The 18,540-nt window shown below is 63.6% G+C and carries 20 protein-coding genes; 13 read left to right on the top strand and 7 right to left on the bottom strand.

Annotated features, from left to right (window positions below; genetic code table 11):
- Positions 1-33 precede the first annotated feature (33 nt).
- Positions 34-786 carry a DUF4440 domain-containing protein gene (locus V6M89_RS23995; protein ID WP_332855556.1) on the top strand — a complete coding sequence of 251 codons (753 nt, stop codon included), beginning with the start codon at positions 34-36 and terminating at the stop codon, positions 784-786.
- Positions 787-794: 8 nt separating this feature from the next.
- On the opposite strand, the gene V6M89_RS23990 is transcribed toward V6M89_RS23995, so the two are convergent.
- Both V6M89_RS23990 and V6M89_RS23985 read right to left on the bottom strand, forming a co-directional pair.
- On the bottom strand, positions 795-1,052 hold the full coding sequence (locus tag V6M89_RS23990) for a Txe/YoeB family addiction module toxin (protein WP_332855555.1): 258 nt from the start codon (positions 1,050-1,052) through the stop codon (positions 795-797).
- Positions 1,053-1,059: 7 nt separating this feature from the next.
- Positions 1,060-1,326 (bottom strand): type II toxin-antitoxin system Phd/YefM family antitoxin, encoded by a 267-nt coding sequence (locus V6M89_RS23985; RefSeq protein ID WP_332855554.1) that lies wholly within the window; start codon positions 1,324-1,326, stop codon positions 1,060-1,062.
- 152 nt (positions 1,327-1,478) lie between these two features.
- Here V6M89_RS23985 and V6M89_RS23980 point away from each other — a divergent pair, with 152 nt between their 5' ends.
- Positions 1,479-2,765 (top strand): selenium-binding protein SBP56-related protein, encoded by a 1,287-nt coding sequence (locus V6M89_RS23980; RefSeq protein ID WP_332855553.1) that lies wholly within the window; start codon positions 1,479-1,481, stop codon positions 2,763-2,765.
- Positions 2,746-3,447: an SCO family protein gene (locus tag V6M89_RS23975; protein ID WP_332855552.1), complete on the top strand. Its 702-nt coding sequence runs from the start codon at positions 2,746-2,748 to the stop codon at positions 3,445-3,447. The genes V6M89_RS23980 and V6M89_RS23975 overlap by 20 nt, the downstream gene beginning before the upstream one ends.
- Here the strand turns inward: V6M89_RS23975 and V6M89_RS23970 are convergent.
- A complete protein-coding gene (locus tag V6M89_RS23970) occupies positions 3,441-4,220 on the bottom strand; it encodes a MipA/OmpV family protein (RefSeq protein WP_332855551.1) in 780 nt (259 codons plus the stop codon). The genes V6M89_RS23975 and V6M89_RS23970 overlap by 7 nt on opposite strands.
- A 158-nt stretch (positions 4,221-4,378) precedes the next feature.
- On the opposite strand from V6M89_RS23970, the gene V6M89_RS23965 reads away from it, so the two are divergent.
- From V6M89_RS23965 to V6M89_RS23955, 3 genes are all read left to right on the top strand, one after another.
- A complete protein-coding gene (locus V6M89_RS23965) occupies positions 4,379-5,074 on the top strand; it encodes a response regulator (RefSeq protein WP_332855550.1) in 696 nt (231 codons plus the stop codon).
- Positions 5,071-6,477, top strand: coding sequence for an ATP-binding protein (locus V6M89_RS23960; RefSeq protein ID WP_332855549.1), 1,407 nt, complete (start codon positions 5,071-5,073; stop codon positions 6,475-6,477). The genes V6M89_RS23965 and V6M89_RS23960 overlap by 4 nt, the downstream gene beginning before the upstream one ends.
- 77 nt (positions 6,478-6,554) lie before the next feature.
- On the top strand, positions 6,555-7,157 hold the full coding sequence (locus V6M89_RS23955) for a PEP-CTERM sorting domain-containing protein (protein ID WP_332855548.1): 603 nt from the start codon (positions 6,555-6,557) through the stop codon (positions 7,155-7,157).
- A gap of 6 nt (positions 7,158-7,163) precedes the next feature.
- Here the strand turns inward: V6M89_RS23955 and V6M89_RS23950 are convergent, their stop codons facing one another.
- On the bottom strand, positions 7,164-8,336 hold the full coding sequence (locus V6M89_RS23950) for a glycerophosphodiester phosphodiesterase (RefSeq protein ID WP_332855547.1): 1,173 nt from the start codon (positions 8,334-8,336) through the stop codon (positions 7,164-7,166).
- Positions 8,336-10,735, bottom strand: coding sequence for a TonB-dependent receptor (locus V6M89_RS23945; protein WP_332855546.1), 2,400 nt, complete (start codon positions 10,733-10,735; stop codon positions 8,336-8,338). The genes V6M89_RS23950 and V6M89_RS23945 overlap by 1 nt, the downstream gene beginning before the upstream one ends.
- Before the next feature lie 114 nt (positions 10,736-10,849).
- Between V6M89_RS23945 and V6M89_RS23940 the strand changes: the two genes are divergently transcribed.
- Positions 10,850-11,173: a hypothetical protein gene (locus V6M89_RS23940; protein ID WP_332855545.1), complete on the top strand. Its 324-nt coding sequence runs from the start codon at positions 10,850-10,852 to the stop codon at positions 11,171-11,173.
- A gap of 199 nt (positions 11,174-11,372) precedes the next feature.
- Here V6M89_RS23940 and hslO read toward each other — a convergent pair whose 3' ends face one another.
- Together hslO and V6M89_RS23930 are read right to left on the bottom strand one after the other, a co-directional pair.
- Entirely contained in the window at positions 11,373-12,338 is a 966-nt protein-coding gene (gene hslO / locus V6M89_RS23935) for an Hsp33 family molecular chaperone HslO (protein WP_332855544.1), read from the bottom strand.
- Positions 12,339-12,341: 3 nt separating this feature from the next.
- Entirely contained in the window at positions 12,342-12,866 is a 525-nt protein-coding gene (locus V6M89_RS23930) for a gamma carbonic anhydrase family protein (protein ID WP_117014813.1), read from the bottom strand.
- Positions 12,867-13,032: 166 nt separating this feature from the next.
- On the opposite strand from V6M89_RS23930, the gene V6M89_RS23925 reads away from it, so the two are divergent.
- From V6M89_RS23925 to V6M89_RS23900, 6 genes are all read left to right on the top strand, one after another.
- Positions 13,033-13,917 (top strand): alpha/beta fold hydrolase, encoded by an 885-nt coding sequence (locus V6M89_RS23925; protein ID WP_332855543.1) that lies wholly within the window; start codon positions 13,033-13,035, stop codon positions 13,915-13,917.
- 262 nt (positions 13,918-14,179) lie between these two features.
- Positions 14,180-15,220 (top strand): threonine ammonia-lyase, encoded by a 1,041-nt coding sequence (locus V6M89_RS23920; RefSeq protein ID WP_332855542.1) that lies wholly within the window; start codon positions 14,180-14,182, stop codon positions 15,218-15,220.
- Between the two features lie 29 nt (positions 15,221-15,249).
- Entirely contained in the window at positions 15,250-16,083 is an 834-nt protein-coding gene (locus V6M89_RS23915; RefSeq protein WP_332855541.1) for a 3',5'-nucleoside bisphosphate phosphatase, read from the top strand.
- Between the two features lie 115 nt (positions 16,084-16,198).
- Positions 16,199-17,083, top strand: coding sequence for a protease HtpX (gene htpX, locus V6M89_RS23910; RefSeq protein ID WP_332855540.1), 885 nt, complete (start codon positions 16,199-16,201; stop codon positions 17,081-17,083).
- A 43-nt stretch (positions 17,084-17,126) separates the two neighbouring features.
- Positions 17,127-17,750 carry an L-threonylcarbamoyladenylate synthase gene (locus tag V6M89_RS23905; RefSeq protein ID WP_332855539.1) on the top strand — a complete coding sequence of 208 codons (624 nt, stop codon included), beginning with the start codon at positions 17,127-17,129 and terminating at the stop codon, positions 17,748-17,750.
- A 107-nt stretch (positions 17,751-17,857) separates the two neighbouring features.
- Positions 17,858-18,535, top strand: coding sequence for a site-2 protease family protein (locus tag V6M89_RS23900; protein ID WP_332855538.1), 678 nt, complete (start codon positions 17,858-17,860; stop codon positions 18,533-18,535).
- Positions 18,536-18,540: the final 5 nt, after the last annotated feature.

The following is an 18,540-nucleotide window of genomic DNA, read 5'->3' as shown; positions in this document are numbered from 1 at the left end:
ATGCTGGGTCTCCATCGAATCAAGGAGAATTCCATGTGGACCCATGTATCAAGCATAGAAACCAGCGCCACGCCGGCGCAGGTCTGGGCGCTGTTCTCGGACGTCGCCGGCTGGAAGCGCTGGAACGCCGGCATCGTTAACATCGAGCTGCACGGCCCGTTCGCGGAAGGCAGCAGCTTCACGATGCGGGTGCCGGGCGACGACCTCTTCACCAGCACCTTGCGGACGGTGCGCGAGAACCAGGAGTTCACCGACGAGACCGTCGTCGACGGCAATCGCGTGCTGGTGTTCCACCGCATCGAAGCGCTGCCATCCGGCCAGACGCGCATCAGCTACAGCACCGAGATCACCGGACCGCAGGAGGCCGAGTTCGGTCCGATGGTGGTGGGCGACTTCCCCGAGGTATTGGGCGCGTTGAAGCGTCATGTGGAAATCCGCGCGGCCGAAGAACGCCTGCGGCTGGCCATGCTGGCCTCGGACGTGAAAGAGCTGGACCAGATCCTGGCCGACGACCTGCTGTTCACCAACCACATGGGACAGGTCATCGACAAGGCGCAGGACCTGGAGCTGCACCGCTCCGGCACGCTGCGTTTCCGCAGCGTTGAAACGGTCGAGCTGCAAGTGCTGGGCAATGCGGCGCTGCCGATGACTTCAATCTGCGTCAAGCTCAGCGGCCATTACGCCGCACAGGACTTCGAAGCCTTGCTGCGCTTCACCCGCATCTGGCGGCAGGCGGACAACGGCCAGTGGCAATTGGTGGCCGCCCACAGCAGCGCAGTGCTGTAAATGCAGTACTAGTAATGGTATCGACAAGAAATGATCACCAAGTCCTCTTCCGTGGCTTCGTAGACCAGGCGATTTGTCTCGTCTATTCTCCTGGACCAAAAACCAGAGAGGCTATGCCTTAACGCCTCTGGCTTTCCGATGCCACTGAAGGGGTCTCTCTGCGCGTCTTTGATCAGATCATCGACGCGTTTGAGGGTCTTCTTGTCTTGCGTTTGCCAATAGATGTAGCTGTTCCAGGCCTCATCAGTAAACTTCACGTTGCGCATGTTGCGCTTACTCCGCAGCGGGAATATCGATGAGTTCCCGCTGCTGCGCCTGGCCTGCGCGCGCCTGAGCGATTGATTTTGCCAGGTGCGCCGCGTTAGCAGGCGAACTCAACAGATGCACCGTCTCCATCAGGCTGCTGTAATGGTCGAAGGACATGACTACTGCATCTGGTGCATCGCGGCGAGAGATAACGGTGACGTCTGCATCCTCAACCACCTGGTCGATCACAGTCCGTAGATTGCTGCGAGCATCGGAAAAGCTGATGATTCTCATTTTGCACTCCATCGTCTCAATTTAGGCAGCCATCACCTGTACTGTGGATTGTACAAGTCCAAGTGTGTATGAACAAACGCAAAAGTAACGGTTGATTTTTCAAACGGACGATGTCAAATTGTATATATTAATAAACATATACGGAGTCCGGAATGAAATTGCTGCCTATCGCCAGTCTGCTCGTTGCCGCATTGTTGGCCGGCCCGGCCGGCGCCGACGAAACCTGCAACTCTCCGTATATGTCCAACCTGATCAAGGGTCAGGAAGACTACGTCCAGGTCTGGACGCTGGGCATCAAGGGCATCGGTGACGGCAACGACAAGCTGGTCACCATCGACGCCAACCCGGCCTCGCCCCAATACGGCAAGGTGATCAACAAGCTGTCGGTGCCGGGCCGTGGCGACGCCCACCACGTCGGCTTCACCGAAGACCGCAAATACCTGTGGGCCGGGCGTCTGCAGGACAGCAAGATTTTCGTGTTCGACGTCGGCACCGACCCGGCCCATCCCAAGCTGGTGAAGACCATCAATGACGTGGTCGACAAGAGTGGCTTCGTCGGCCCGCACACCTTCTATGCGCTGCCGGGCCGGATGCTGGTCGGCTTCCTGTCGAACCCGCGCGACATGGGCGGCGCCACCGGCATGGCGGTGTACAACAACAAGGGCGACGTGGTGGCCAGTTATCCCAACCCGACCGGCAAGATCGGCGAGGTGCAGGGCGACGGCTATGGCTACGACCTGGCGATCAACCCCGCCCGCAACGCCATGCTGACCTCCAGCTTCACCGGCTACAACAACTACCGCACCGACCTGGGCAAGCTGATCAAGGACCCGGCGGCGATGCAAAAATTCGGCAACACCATGGTGCTGTGGGACTTCAAGGCCATGAAGCCGTTGCAGATCTTCAGCACCCCTGGCGCGCCGCTGGAAGTGCGCTGGTCGCAGGCCAGCGGCGACAATTGGGCGATCACCGCCACCGCGCTGACCTCCAAGCTGTGGCTGGTCAAGCCCGACGCCAGCGGCCGCTGGCAGGCGCGCGATGTCGGAGCGATCGGCGATCCGGCCAAGATTCCGCTGCCGGTCGATATGTCGATCACGGCCGACGGCAAGGGCCTGTGGGTCAACACCTTCATGGACGGCAAGACCCGCTTGTTTGACCTGAGCAATCCGGAAGCGCCGCGCCAGGTCTATGAAAAGGTCACCGGCAAGCACGTCAACATGGTCAGCCAGAGCTGGGACGGCAAGCGCCTGTACATCACCACCAGCCTGCTGGAACACTGGGACCTGGACAACGACGACCATTTCATCAAGCTCTTCCACTGGGACGGCAAGGAGCTGGTCCAGCAATGGAAGATCGATTTCTACAAGGAGAAGCTGGGCCGTCCGCACCACATGAAGTTCAGCGCCAAGCCGACCCCGAATGTGGCGTTGGCGCGTTGATCTCTGGCCGTTGCTGCTGGCGTTGCTGCTGTTGAGCGGAACCGATGCGGCGCCGCCGGCCGGCGCGGCGCAGCGGCCTACGGCCGTGCCGTCACCCGCGCCGTCGCAGCTGATCGTGCCGGCGGCCGGCAGCTACAGCCTGCCGGTGATCCAGGCCGGCCCGCGCGGCGTGGTGCTCGACAGCGACGGCCGCGACATGCCGCTGGAACGCTACACCACAGGCCGGGTCACGCTGCTCAACTTCATGTACACCTATTGCAGCGACCCGGTCGGCTGTCCGGCGCTGTTCTCCACTTTGCACGACCTGCGATTGCGCTTGCTGGAGACGCCCGCGCTGGCGCGCCGGGTGCAGTTCGCCAGCATCTCCTTCGATCCGGTCAACGACACGCCGGAAGCCATGCGCAACTACGGCGGCGCGCTGGGGCGCCCAAACCAGCCGCTGCGCTGGCACTTCCTGACCTCGCGCTCGGTCGGGCAGTTGCAACCCATCCTCGACGAACTGGGGCAGAGCACCTCGGTTCAGCTCGACAATGAGGGCAAACCTACGCGGCTGTACTACCACCAGGTCAAGCTGTTCCTGCTCGACCGGCAGGGGCGGGTGCGCGAGATCTACAGCCCGGCCTTCCTGCAGCCCGAGCTGATCTACCGCGACATCCAGACCCTGCTGCTGGAAAATCAGTAGGCGTAGCTCACGTAGACCGCGCCGGTCGGGCTGGTCTTGCGCTGGGTGAGCGGGCTGCGCGAAGCTTCGCGCAGCAGGTGGTTGGCGCCCAGCATGGTGGTCACGCTCCACTTCTGGTCGATCTTGTGCTGCCAGGACAGCATCAGGTTCGCTTCGTACAGGCCTGACTTGGCCTGGTAGGCCTTGAAGTTCGACGTCGTCGCCTGCTTGGCCGTCACGCCGTAGTAGGTCTGCGCGTACTTGCTGTCCGCAAAACCCGCCGCTGCGCTCAGCGACAGCTGGTCGTTGGGCGCGTCGAGCAGCTGGGCGGTCACGCCGGCGTGGAAATTCTTGCCGTTCTCGCGCTGCGACAGTGGAACGTCCGCGCTGACGTTCAACTCCAGCATGGACACGGGCTTGTAACCCAGGCTCAGCATGGCGCTGGCGCTGCCCTTGATGTCGCCCATGCCCTTCAGCTCCGCGCTGCCGGTATTGCCGAACACTCCCTTCTCGTTTTTTTCCTTGCGTTCGCCGCGATAGCCCAATGCCGCGCTGTAGCTCAGCGGGCCTTGCTGGCCGCCGTAGCCGATGCCGCGCATGGTGCTGGCGAAGAAGCCGCTGGCATGGCTGTAGTCCAGCAGGATCAGCGGCGCGACGGTGTTTTGCTTGGAGCCGGAATAGCGCGCGCCGGCCGCAACGCCGCCGCCGAGCAGGAACTGGCTGTCGTCGGCCGCCAGGGCCAGGGAGGGAAGCAGCAGGCAGGCCGCTGCGGTGGAGATCAGGCGTAAATTCATGGTTGTATCCATTCAGAAGTAGCGCCGGCGCCCCGATGGCCCGGTCAACTGGGTGCAGTATGGAGAGCCGCCATGAAGGCAATCTGAGCCTTTGATGAAGAAAACATGAAGACGGCTTCTTTAGCTCATCTTCAGATTCAGATGTTCTAATACGCCCTATGAAAATCCTGTTGATAGAAGACGACCTGGACCTGGGCAACGGCGTGCGCATCGCGCTGTCGGAGCAGGGCATGGAGGTGGTGTGGGTGCGCACCCTTGACGACGCCGCACGCAGCCTGGCGCGCGACGGCTGTGACCTGGTGTTGCTCGACCTCGGCCTGCCCGACGGCGACGGCCTCACCTTTCTGGGTCAGCTGCGCCGCAACAAGGCGCAGGGCGACAGCAGTGGCGGCCTGCCGGTGCTGATCCTCAGCGCGCGCGATACGCTGGACGACCGCCTGTCCGGCCTGGATGGCGGCGCCGACGATTACCTGGTCAAGCCTTTCGTGCTGGCCGAGCTGCTGTCGCGCGTGCGCGCGCTGGCGCGCCGCAGCTACGGCTACGACGGCGAGACCATCGACGTGCGCGGCCTGGTGTTGCATGCGCCGACCCGCCGCGTCAGCGTGGCCGGCCGCGCGGTGGAGCTGACGGCCAGCGAGTACTCGCTGCTCAAGATGCTGATGATGCGCACCGACCGCGTGCTGACCCGGCGCGTGCTGGAGGAACAAACCCTGCCCGGCAGCCAGACCAACGCCAGCAACACGCTGGACGTCCACATGGCCAACCTGCGGCGCAAGATAGGCGAGGGCTACATCCGCACCGTGCGCGGCATCGGCTATGTGATCGACCAGCAGGCGCCGGGCGGTGCCGCGTGAGTTGGCTGCGTTATTGGCTGCGGCGCCTGTGGCGCGTGGTCGCCGAGCCGACCCTGGTGCGGCGGCTGATGCTGGTGCAGGTGGCGCTGGTGCTGGTGATGTGGGGCGGCGTGATCGCCATCGTGGTCCACAACGGCGGCGACAGTCCCAGCTACCTGAACTCGCTCAGAACCTTCGATGCGGTCATCAGCGTGGCCGAGAACCTGGCCAGCCAGCCGGCCCGGCAGCAACAGAGCCTGGCCTTGATCGACGGCGCGCTGCGCGAGGAGTTCGATGACAGCAAACTGGAGTCGCTCGGTCCGCTGCTGCTGGTCTGGCAAGGCGAGCGGCTGGTCTATCATACGCAGGCGATGCCACCGGGCCTGCGCCGCGGCGACGCCGAGGGCATCCATACCGTGCACCTGCTAGGCGAACGATTCCGCACACGCACGGTCCGCTCGCGCACGTCGGACACCCAGGTGATGGTGGCGGCGCCGGTCGGCATCCTGAATGTGTTTATGACGATCAATTCACGCGGCTACTTCCTGCTGCCTTTGTTGATCAGCTTGCCGCTGCTGCCCTTGCCGGCCTGGTGGTCGATCCGCATCGCGATGCGTCCGTGGCGACGCGTGGCGCAGGAGGTGGCGGCGCGCGGCCCGCAGGACTTGACGCCGCTGACGTTCAAGCCGCCGCACCGCGAGCTGGCGGCGATGGTCGACAGCGTCAACGCCTTGCTGCTGCGGGTCAGCCAGAGCGCGCTGCGCGAACGCAGCTTCATCGCCGACGCCGCGCATGAACTGCGCACGCCGCTGGCGGCCATGCGGGTCAACGCGGAAGCCATGCAGGGACAGGCCAACGGCCCGGTGCAGCGTGAATTGTTGAACGGCATACTCAGCAGCGGCAATCGCGCCGGGAGGCTGGTCGGCCAGCTGCTGCAACTGATGCGCAGCGACGCCACCGGCAGCGAACCGCATGGGCGGCTGGCGCTGGATGCCTTGTTGCAGGACCGGCTGGCGGCGTTGTCGGGGCTGGCGTCGCGCGAGGGCGTGGAGCTGGAGCTGGAGTTGGCGGCGGCGGAACCGGTCTGCATCATGGGGCAGCACGAGAGCCTGGTGTCGCTGGTGGACAATCTGGTGGAGAACGCGATCAAGTACAGCCCGCCGCATGGGGTGGTGCGGGTCGGCCTGGCCTGTGTTGCGGGGCAGGCGGTGTTGACGGTGGAGGACCAGGGACCGGGCATTGCGCCGGAATTGCGGGTACGTGTGTTCGACCGCTTCTTCCGCGATCCGCAGCAAGCCAAGAGCGGCAGCGGACTGGGCTTGGCGATCGCGGCCTCGGCGGCGGCCAGTCACGGCGGGACCATCGAGCTGAGCGATGCCCAAGGCGGCGGCTTGCTGGCACTCGTTACATTGCCAATGGCCTGACCGATACGTGAAATATGTTGTTAAAACTTTCATGATTGCCTATCATGTGGTTATCAAATAAACCACATAGGAAAATCATGAACAAAGTCTGGCGTATCGTTATTGCGTTGTTCGTTTCGGTGCTGTGCTCCGCTGGCGCCGGTGCGGCGTCGATCACTATCGATTTTGAACACCTGCCGGGGGCCGATGGCGTCCTTGGCACGGCCGACGACGTGCCGACGGCAGATACGTTTATCGATACGCTGGATGAAAAATATGCCGCCATCGGCTTGCACTTTTCCCAGGGCTCGCTGATGCAGTTTGCCTTCTTCGACGGCAATCCGTTGAATCATTTCATCAGCTCGACCAACCCGATCGCCACGCTGTCGGTGCCGGTGTACGGCATTTCGATCAATACGCGTTCATCCTGGAAGGCGACGCTGACTGGGTATGATGCCCAAGGCCATGTCCTTGCGATGGATGTGCTGGATACTCCGGGCTCCTTTGACGGCAGGTTGAGCATCAGCAGCAACGTGCCCATTTACCGTTTCTCGATACTGCCTCCGGCAAGCAATGAAATTCTCAATCTGGATAACATGGTGCTGACCACCACCGCGCCGGTGCCCGAGCCGTCGCAGTATGCAATGCTGCTCGCCGGCGTGTTGCTGACGGCGGGCTGGGCCCGCCGTCGTTCGCGCTAAACCAGATCAGCCGTTGAGGGCGGCGCGACCCAATGCCGGATCGTCGGTGAAGAACCCATCCAGGCCGGTGGCGATGTAGCGCTTGATTTCGGCGATCGAGCCGGCCTCGTTGCGCGCGGCGTCGCCGGCGTTGTTGCGGAAGTCCGCCGCCAGGAAATGGTTCTCCGGACGGAAGGTCCACGGCTCCACCCGCAAGCCCGCCTTGTGCGCATCCTCCACCAGCGAGCTTGGCTCGCCCAGGCTGCCATCCTTCTTCAGCGGAATCAGCGAGCGTGTCGGCGGCGCCACCACGTCGGCGTACTGCGCGATGTCGCGCAGGCCGGCCGGCGTGCACATCTGCGAGAAGGTCAACGTGCCGCCGGCCTTGGCCACATCCATCGGCCGCACATTCTCGCCGATCACCAACTGCATCAGGCGCAGATTGGCGCGCTGGCCCAGCTTGCCGCGCAGGTATTTCAGGTTGGCCACTTCGAACGATTGGATCTCGACCGGATTGCGGCGCGTGTAGTCGTGCGCCGCCAGGATGGACAGGAAGCGGTCCTCCAGCGGCAGGCCGACGCTGGCGAAATAAGTCGAATGCTTCAGCTCCGGCACCAGGCCGATGATGCGGCCGCGCGCCGCCGCTTCCGCCGCGGTGAAGTCGATGATCTCTTCAAACGTCAGTACCTGGAACATGCCGTTGTACTGCGCGCTGGCCGGACGGTACTGCGGCAGGCGTTCCACCGCGCGCAGCGTCTTCAGTTCGGTCAGCGTGAAGTCGTCGACGAACCAGCCTTCATGCGTTTCGCCGTCGATGGTCTTGCGGGTCTTGCGGCTCGCAAATTCGGGATGGCTGGCGACGTCGGTGGTTTCGCTGAGGAAGGCTTCATGGCGCGCGACCAGCACGCCGTCCTTGGTGCTGCACAGGTCCGGCTCGATGTAGTCGGCGCCGTCGGCGATGGCCTTGGCGTACGAACCCAGCGTGTGCTCGGGACGCAACGCGCTGGCGCCACGGTGGCCGAACACCAGCGGGGTCTTGGCGCCGGCGCCGACCGGGCCGATGCCCGGCATGCCGGACAGGTCCGAGGTGGTCGCCGCCAGCACCGAGCCGGGCAGGATCAGCGTAGCGCCGGCGGTCACCGCCGCCGCTTGAATGAAGCCGCGCCGCGACAGGCGCTTGGGCAAATAAAGATTGTTCATCAGAAGTCAGCCATCAAAGTCAGGAAGCCCTGGCGTGGAGCGATCGGGAAGGTATTGTAAGTCCCGCTGGCCGCGCCGACCACCACGTTCAGGCTGCCTTCGCGATTGGCCAGGTTGCTGACGTTCAAACGATAGCGCGCATTCTTCACCCAGCTGTTGTTCAGGAAGGGCAGCTTGCCCGATACGCCCAGGCTCATCAGGAAGTAGCTCGGCACGTCCAGGTCGTTGGTGTAGGTGGCGTAGCGCTTGCCGACGTAGTCGCCGATCAGCTGGAACTCGGTGTCGGCCACGGTGGCGGTGGCGACGAATTTGTTCATCCACTCCGGGCTGCCCGGCACGGCCTTGCCGGCGGTCTGCACGATGTCCTTGCCGTTGCTGTAGTTGTCCGAGTAGGTCGAACGGTTGAACGACAGTGCATCGTAGAACGAGAACATGCGGCCGAAATGCAGCGTGCCGGAGATGTCGATACCGTCGGTCTTGACGCTGCCGACGTTGGCCAGCACCGGATTGCCGCCGATGATGGAGGTGATCACCGGCGTCGGGCTGATGGTCAGCAGGCGGTCCTTGAAGTCGACGTGGTACAGGTTGACCTGGCCGTCGATGGCCTGCAGCGGGCCGAGGTCCAGCTGGTGGCTGGTGCGCATGCCCAGTTCGTAGGTGATCGAGGTCTCAGGCTTGGCGCTGCTCTTGAACAGGTCGAACGCGGCCTGGCTCGCCAGGCTCCACGGCGAAGCGCCGCCGCCGCCGTAGGTGACGAACTGGCGCATGTTCTTCTGCACGTTGACGAACAGCTGGTCTTGCGAGGTGATGTCCCAGCGCGCGCCGACCTGCGGCAGGAACCATTTCTTGGTGATGATCTCGCCCACCGGCAGGGCCAGCGAACCGTTGGCGATCGCGCCCTTGGCCGGTTGCACCGGGAACTGGCCTTCTGCAAATTGCAGGCTGGACTTGAAGCCCGCCTGCAGCGCCAGGTCGTCGCGCACGCGCCATTCGTCCTGCAGGTGGATCTGGGCGACCTTGTTGTTGATCTCGCTGCCGTACTGCGTGATCAGCGGATTGCTTGGGCGGTCGTATGGCGAGCTCGGGTTGTTCACGTCCAGCGCGTACCAGCGGCGGTAGGCCGACGAACGATTATGTTCCAGCCACAGGCCGCCTTGCAGCTTGTGGTTGCCGAATTCGCTGGTCAGGGTCGACAGCCAGCCGTTGCGGTTGATCGCGTATTCGGTGGTGCGGGTGGCGTAGCCGGAGTTGCCGAACACCTGCTTCAGGTTCTGGCCAGGGAAGTAGACCGCGAACAGGCCGGGCAGGCCGGCCACGCCGATCGGACCGGCCACCACGCCGACGCCGTCGTCGTTGTGGTAGTAGACCTGGTTGGACCAGGTGGTCGTTTCGCCGAGGTTCATGTCGTACTTGGCGTAGGTCAGGTAGTCCTTGCGCTGGGCGTCGCTGTAGTAATTGCGGTAGTTGTTGCCTTCGGCCGCGGGCGTGGCGCCGGTCGGCGACAGGTAGGCCAGCGCGGTCTGGAAGTTCGGGTACATGAACGGACGGGTGTAGGGCTGGTATTTCTCGGCGGCCGAGCGCACGGTGGCGTCTTCGTTCGGCTCGATCTTGTCCGAATAGTTGAAGTACAGGGTCAGCTTGCCGGCGTTGCTCTGGTTGATGTACTTGGCGTTGACCTGGTCGCCGCCCTGGCGGCCGTTGAAGTCCCACGCCTTCTGCTCGTGGTGGACGGCCGAGATGTAGGCGCTGTTGCCGTTGCCGAAGTCGCCGGTGTCGTAGCGCAGGAAGGTGCGCGAGGTGTTGTAGCTGCCGACGGTCTGCTGCACGGCCAGGTTGCGGCTGCGCTGCGGATCGCTGGAGAAGGTCTCGATGGTGCCGCCCAGGTTGCTGGTCGATGCGGTCGACAGGTCGCCGGCGCCGGACGACAGGATCACGCTGCCGACGTTCTCGCTGATGACGGCGCGTTGTGGCGACAGGCCGTTGTAGTTGCCGTATTGCTGGTCGCCGAGCGGCACGCCGTCCATGGTGTAGCCCAGTTGCGGGCCGCTGAAGCCGTGCACGAACAGCGACAGGTTCTGCTCGTTGTTGCCCCAAGGGTCGGCGGTCTGGAAGCTCACGCCTGGCAAGGTTTCCAAGGCCTTCAAAGGATTAATCCCTGGCAGGATTTTCTGCATATCGCCCTTGGTCAGCGCGACCGAGGAGCGGGTTTTGCGGGTGGCGATTTCAATCGTGGCGACCGGCGCGGCGGCGGCCGCTTCGGCTTCCGTAGCGTGGCCTTGCGCGGCGGCTGCGGGCGCATCGGCGGCCATGTCGGCCACGGCGGCGGCGACGTTGGCGGCCATCGCCAGCATGGGGAAGCTCAGCGCGGCGAAGCACACTGCGGATAATTTCTTGTTCATGATCTGCCTTGGATATGGAGGAAATGGAAACTTTGCGCATGATAGGCACCGAGTGTTACCGGATCATGACGCCGGTGCGATACACTGCTGGATGGAAATAACGAGAGGATCGCGATGCGCAAACTTTTGATGCTGGCGTTGGCGGGGCTGGTCGCTCAGCTGGCCGGCTGCTACACGGTGAACCAGGCGGCGCTGGGCAACTTCGTCACGCAGACAGTACAGCCGGGCATGCCGCTGGACCAGGCGCTGGTGCGCATGCGCGCCGAGGGATTCTTTTGCAGTACCAGTACCGCCGGCTCGGTGACGATCTGCACCCGCAACCAGGAGCGCTTGCTGCGCGGTTCCTGCGTCGAGCGGGTCGACCTGATGCGCAGCGCCACGTCGACGCAGACGCTGGGCGCGATCGAAGTGATGGAAACCCGTTGTACGAAGATGTGAGTCGAGCAGGGGAGTTGAGCGCGCTCGCCCCACCGACGTAAAAAACGAAATGGGGTCAAGTCTGACATTCGGACACGAGCTTAACTGTAGATCCCGAAATGGATGACCTCGTGTCCGAATGTCAGACTTGACCCCCGTTGTAAAAAAACGCGCCGGACGGGATCGTCGGGCGCGTTTTTTTTGAGTGCAACTTTACGGCTTAGTGCTTCACTTCGCCCGCCGGGATCAGCGCTTCGACCGGCGCGTCGGTGGCGAACAGCTGGGCGCAATCGACCTTGTCGTAGTCATAGTGCTGGCCGCAGAAATCGCAGTTGACGCCGACATGGCCCAGTTCTTCCAGCACGCTGTCGACTTCCGGACGGCCCAGCATCTTCAGCATGTTGCCGACCTTCTCGCGGGTGCAGGTGCAGTGGAAGGACGGATGCAGCGGATCGAACACGCGAATCGTCTCTTCCCAGAACAGGCGCTGCATCAGCACGTCGATGGTGGTCGACAGTATCTCTTCCTGCTTCAAGGTCGAGCCCAGGATCACGGCGCGGTTCCAGGTTTCCAGTGCTTCGTCTTCGGTCAGCGGCGTCGTCTCGACGGCGGTCGTGCCGCCGTGGTAAGGCAGCTTTTGCAGCAGCAGGCCGCGCGAGACGTTGTCGTCCGCCGCCAGCCACAGCTTGGTGTCCAGCTGTTCCGAACGCAGCATGTAGTTTTCGATGACGGTGCTGACATCGTCGCCGTCCAGCGGCACGATGCCCTGGTATGGCTGCTGGCCCGGCATCTTGTCGGCCGGGTCGAGCGTGATGACGAAGCGGCCCTTGCCGCTCGCGTTCAGCAGCGACGGCAAGGTGGCGTCGTCGGCGATCACGGCGTCGGAAGCGAGCTTGGCGGTGGCGCGCAGATGCAGGTCGGCGTCGCACTCGACCACCAGCAGGTTCACCGGACCGTCACCGTGGATCTGCATGATGATGGTGCCGTTGAACTTCAGGTTGGCCGACAGCAGCGCGGCGGCGGCCACCATTTCGCCCAGCAGTTTCTTGACCGGGGCAGGGTAGGCGTGGCGCGACAGCACCTCGCGCCAGGTGGCGGAAATGTCGATGAACTCGCCACGCACGGAGGCGTTGTCGAAGATGAATTTTTGCAGGGTGTCCTGGCCGATGATGGGGGTGATGCTCATTTTTTATCCAATCTTTTTGAGTTGCGTCTTGAACAGTTGGCCGCGTTTGACGTAGCTGTCGGCGCTGGCGAGCAGGCGTGCGGCGTCTTCGTCGGTCAGCGTGCGCACGGCCTTGGCCGGCGAGCCGATAATCAGCGAGTTGTCCGGGAATTCCTTGCCTTCGGTGACCAGCGCACCGGCCCCGACCAGGCAGCCCTTGCCGATCTTGGCGCCGTTGAGGATCACGGCCTGGATGCCGATCAGGGCGCCGTCGCCGATGGTGCAGCCGTGCAACATGGCCTGGTGGCCGATGGTGACGTTCTTGCCCACCGTGAGCGGGTAGCCCATGTCGGTGTGCATGACCGTGCCTTCCTGTACATTGCTGTTTTCGCCGATGGTGATGCGTTCGTTATCGCCGCGCAGCGTCGCACCGAACCACACCGACGTGTTGGCGTGCAGGCTGACTTTGCCGATCACTGTGGCAGTGTCGGCAACAAATGACGATGCATCGATCTCGGGCGCATGTTCGCCCAGTTGATATATAGACATTGGAAACCTTACTTAGTTGAGCTGAACGTGCTGAATTCAGCGCTGATGAGCGGTGGGATGGTGCTATTTTACGCTTGAGCGGCTATCGAACGGTCGTGCTATTATTTTACTTCATCGCCAGCAAGCAACTGATATTGCGCCGGCTTACGCATTTTCAAGGACCATCATGACCTTCACTTCGTCCCGTTCCGAATTCCTGACCATCCGCGGCCTGCGCTGCCACCTGCGCCACTGGGGCCGGGACGGCGCGCCCAAGATCTTCATGCTGCACGGCTGGATGGACGTGGGCGCCTCGTTCCAGTTCGTGGTCGACGCCCTGCAGGGCGACTGGCACGTGATCGCGCCGGACTGGCGCGGTTTCGGCCTGTCGCAGCGCTGCGGCACCGATACCTACTGGTTCCCCGACTACCTGGCCGACCTGGACGCCATCCTGCGTCATTACTCGCCGGATCAGGCTGTCAACCTGCTGGGGCATAGCATGGGCGGCAACGTGGTTGGCATCTATGCCGGCGCGCGGCCGGAGCGCATCCGCAAGCTGATCAACCTGGAAGGCGGCGGCCTGCGTTCCAGCAAGCCGGAGCAGGCGCCGGGCCGCTACGCCAAGTGGATGGACGCACTGCTGGAGCAGCAGGAAATGCGCAACTATCCATCGCAGGCGGCCGTCGCCGCACGACTGCAAAAGACCAATCCGCGCCTCAGCGACGAGCGCGCCGCCTTCCTGGCGCAGCACTGGTCGGCGCAGAACGATGCGGGCGAATGGGAGATCCTCGGCGATCCGGCCCACAAGCAGCCGGGCCCGCTGCCTTACCACGTCGAGGACATCATGGCTTGCTGGAGCGCCATCACCGCGCCGACGCTGTGGGTCGAGGCCGAGCAGACCAATATGTGGACCTGGATGGGCGGCGAGCAGGAAGGGCGTGCCGAACTGGAGCGCCGCCTCGGCCATTTGCGTGACGTTGAGTGCAAAGTGCTGGCCGATGCGGGCCATATGCTGCATCACGACCAGCCGGAGGAGCTGGCGCACCTGATCGAAGCTTTCCTGGCGCGCTAGCAATAATCGCCAGGAATCGCTTGCCAAGGCTTTGCTTATTTGGCATGATTAAACCCATGACCTCTTGTCCGACCATCTTGCCAACCCGCCGCCACGTCGCTTCCGACGCTGGTGCTGCCGCGTTCGCCGGTCGGAGTCTGTCCGCCGTCTCCATTATTCGAATTATTCAGGGTCGCTGAGCTGCGGCTGCGCCGGTGCTCGGCGCCCCCAGCCCCTCACGCGGCTGAGCCGCATTCCCTCGAATATTCTATGGAGCAGCACCATGACCCAACTCTATCCCTCGCTGGCCGAGATCCGCGCTACCGCCCAACGCCTGCAAGGCAAAATCCTTGAAACGCCCGTGTGGCGCTGGCAGACCGGCGTCGTCGAGCAGCAGTTTGCCGGCGGCGAAGTCTGGCTCAAGCTGGAACTGTTTCAAAAGACCGGCACCTTCAAGCTGCGCGGCGCCCTCAACTGCGTTGCAGCGCTGGATGAGCCGGCGCGGCAACGCGGCATCGTCGCCGTCAGCGCCGGCAACCATGCGATCGCCGCTGCCTACGCCGCCAGGCTGGCGGAGTGCAGCGCCAAGGTGGTGATGCCGCAGCACGCCAGCCCGGCCCGTATCGCAGCATGCCGCGATTTGGGCGCTGAAGTGCTGCTGATGCCCGACGTACACCAGGCTTTCGCGCGCGGGCGCGAGATCGAGCGCGACGAGGCGCGCACCATGCTGCATCCCTACGAGGGACCGCTGACCGCGCAAGGCACGGCGACGGTCGGGCTGGAACTGATGGCGCAGGTGCCGCATCTGGACGCGGTGGTGGTGCCGGTGGGTGGTGGCGGCCTGTGCGCCGGCATCGCCGCCGCCGTCAAGCAGATCAATCCGGCCTGCGCGGTGTACGGCGTGGAACCGTTCGGCGCCGACGCGCTGTACCGCAGCTTCGCCTCCGGCCAGCCGGAAGCGCTGGAGCGGGTCGACACCGTGGCCGACAGCCTGGGTGCGCCGTATGCGATGGCTTACAGCTTCGGCGTCTGCCGGCGCTTCGTCAACGAAGTGGTGCGGGTGACCGACGACGAGATCTGCCTGGCCATGCTGCATCTGTTCCGCGACGCCAAGCTGGTGGCGGAACCGGCCGCAGCGGTGGCGACGGCCGCCCTGTTCGGACCGCTGCGCGAGCGGCTGGCGGGCAAGCGCGTGGCGCTGCTGGTGTGCGGCTCCAACATCGATCCGGTGCGCTTTGCCGAGCTGCTGGCGCGCGGTGCGCGGGTCCGCAGCGCCGACCTTGATGTAGCAATGGATGGCTTTTGCGCAGGCAGCGTACAATGATCACTTCATTGCCGTAACCATAGAGCCATATGTTGAAAGTCGATCTGCATTGCCATTCCAACGTTTCCGACGGCGTCCTCGCACCGGCCGCCGTGGCGCAACACGCGCGCAAGGCGGGGGTGGACGTGTGGGCGCTGACCGACCATGACGAAGTGGGCGGCATTCCGGCCGCCCGCGTCGCCGCGCAGGAGCAGGGCATGCGCTTCGTGACCGGGGTCGAGATTTCGATCACCTGGGCCAACGAAACCGTGCACATCGTCGGCCTGCAGATCGATGAAAATAATGCCGGGCTGGTCAACGGCCTGGCCCGCACCCGTTCCGGCCGCGACAACCGCGGCCGCGAGATCGCCAATCAGTTGGCCAAGGTCGGCATCGTCGGCGCCTACGAGGGCGCGCTGAAATATGTCGGCAATCCCGACCTGATGTCGCGCACCCACTTTGCCCGCTACCTGGTGGAAATCGGCGCCTGCGCCAATATTCCCGACGTGTTCAAGAAGTACCTGTCCGAAGGCAAGCCTGGCTATGTGCCGCATTGCTGGGCCACCTTGGCCGATTCGGTCAACTGGATACGCGGCGCCGGCGGTATCGCCGTGATCGCCCATCCGGGCCGCTACAAGTTCAGCCAGCTGGCCCAGGGGCAGCTGTTCGACGAGTTCAAGCAACTGGGCGGGACGGCGATCGAGGTGGTCACCGGCAGCCACACGCCGGAGCAGTACGGCGTCTACGCGCAGCTGGCCAACAGTTACGGCTTCCTGGCTTCGCGCGGCACCGATTTCCATGCGCCGGGCGAGTCCCGCGTCGATTTCGCGCTGCTGCCGCCGCTGCCGGCCAGCGTGACTCCGGTCTGGCACGACTGGTTTTAATCGGTAAATTACCGCGCCGATTACCGGCGCAATGTAAAACCTTGTATCTTGAATTTGCGTTCGCCCGGTCATACCTTATGATTTGGACAAACTTTGTCCGTACCGGAGACCTCCAATGAAACGCATCATCCTGTTTATCGCCACCAACTTCGCCGTGATGCTGGTGCTGTCCATCGTCCTGTCGCTGCTGGGTATCGGTCGTCCGGGATCGGGCAACACGCTGCAACTGGGCAGCCTGCTGGCGTTTTCGCTGGTGGTCGGCTTTGCCGGCGCGATCTTCTCGCTGCTGATCAGCAAACCGATGGCCAAGTGGTCGACCGGCGCCCGCGTGATCGCCGCGCCGTCGTCCTCGACCGAGCTGTGGCTGGTTAACACCGTCAAGGCGCTGTCCGAGCGCGCCGGCATCGGCATGCCGGAAGTGGCGGTCTACGACGGCGAAGCGAACGCCTTCGCCACCGGCGCGTTCAAGAATTCGGCGCTGGTGGCCGTCTCCACCGGCCTGCTGGAAAACATGAACCGCGACGAGGTGGAAGCCGTGCTGGGCCACGAAGTCGCCCACATCGCCAACGGCGACATGGTGACCATGACCCTGATCCAGGGCGTGGTGAATACCTTCGTGGTGTTCCTGGCGCGCGTGGTCGGTTTCTTCGTCGACAACATGCTGCTGAAAAATAACGACAATGAACGCCGTGGCCCCGGCATCGGCTACATGGTGACGGTGTTTGTCTGCGAAATCATCTTCGGCCTGGCCGCGTCGCTGATCGTGGCCTGGTTCTCGCGCCAGCGCGAATTCCGCGCCGACGCCGGTTCCGCCAAGCTGCTGGGCAGCAGCGTGCCGATGCAGCACGCGCTGGCGCGCCTGAACGGCATGGAGCCGGGCGCCTTGCCGCAGTCGATCGCGGCGGCCGGCATCACGGCCGGTAGTGGCTGGACGGCATTGTTTTCGACCCATCCGCCGTTTGAGCAACGTATTGCCGCCTTGCGTAGCGTACAATCTTAACCGTTAATAACAGCGGCCGGCAGCTTGCCCCGGCAGCGGCCATATGAGTCAATTTTTTCAGGTCCATCCCGTTAATCCGCAGCCGCGCCTGATCAAGCAGGCGGCGCAGATTGTGCACGACGGCGGCATCGTCGCCGTGCCGACGGATTCCTGTTACGCGCTGGTCTGCCATCTGGACGACAAGGCGGCGGTCGAACGGCTGCGGCGCATCCGTGGCATCGACGAAAAACACCACCTGACCCTGCTGTGCCGCGACCTGAGCGAGATCGGCGTCTACGCGCGGGTCGACAATCGCCAGTTCCGCCTGCTCAAGGCGGCCACGCCGGGGCCGTTCACCTTCATCCTGGAAGCGACCAAGTGCGTGCCGCGCCGGCTCAGCCATCCATCGCGCAAGACCATCGGCCTGCGGGTGCCGGAGGACGCCATCGTCCACGCGCTGCTGGAAGAATTGCAGCAGCCGCTGCTGGGCACGACCCTGATCATGCCGGGCGAGGAAGACGCGCTCAACGACGCCGACACCATCTGCGAGCGGCTTGGCAAGCAGATCGAGCTGATCATCGACGGCGGCGCCTGTAGCCTGGAACCGACCACGGTGATCGACCTCAGTGGGGCGGGCGCCGAGCTGGTGCGCCAGGGCAGGGGCGATGCGGCCATGTTTGGCCTGTAAGCCTGGCCTAAGCCTGGGCTGTCATTGTCAGGCTTTCAATTGGGCACGTGCGCCGGCCCTTGACGGCGCAGCAAGAACACTCCGTAGCCTCTGGTAAAATCCCCCTCATGAACGAAACCGACAGTATTATCCAGACCATCGCGGTCTACCTGATCCCTGTTCTTTTTGCAATTTCCCTGCATGAAGCCGCACACGGATACGTCGCCCGCTACTTCGGCGACCCCACCGCCGCCAATGAAGGCCGCCTGAGCCTCAATCCGCTGCGCCACATCGACCCCTTCGGCACAGTGATCCTGCCGCTGATCCTCAGTCTGCTGCACCTGCCCGCGCTCGGCTATGCCAAGCCGGTGCCGGTCGACTACGGCCGCTTGCGCAACCCGAAAAAGCAGATGGCGCTGGTCGCGGCGGCCGGTCCGGCGGCCAACTTCGCCATGGGCCTGGCGTGGATGGCGTTGTGGGTGGTGCTGACCTACGCGCTGAGCGTGCCGCAGGATGACTTCTTCATCGAGATGAGCAAGGCCGGCATCGGCGTCAATTCGGCCATGTGCATTTTCAACCTGATTCCCTTGCCGCCGCTCGACGGCGGCCGTATCGTCACCGGCATCCTGCCGTTGCCGCTGGCCCGTAAATATGCGCAGATCGAGCGTTATGGCATGTATGTGTTCATCGGTCTGATCCTGATGATGCAGTTTGGTATGCTGACCGGTTTCCTGATTGGCGGCATGCACATCTTGCAGAGCATTTTCCACGTGCTGTTGTACCCCCTTATTTTCCTACTGAACTGAGTCTG

The organism is Duganella sp. S19_KUP01_CR8, assembly GCF_036688705.1.
Classification (GTDB): domain Bacteria; phylum Pseudomonadota; class Gammaproteobacteria; order Burkholderiales; family Burkholderiaceae_D; genus Rugamonas.
The sequence above is the reverse complement of the archived record's forward strand: the minus strand, read 5'-3'. Positions and strand labels throughout refer to the sequence as shown.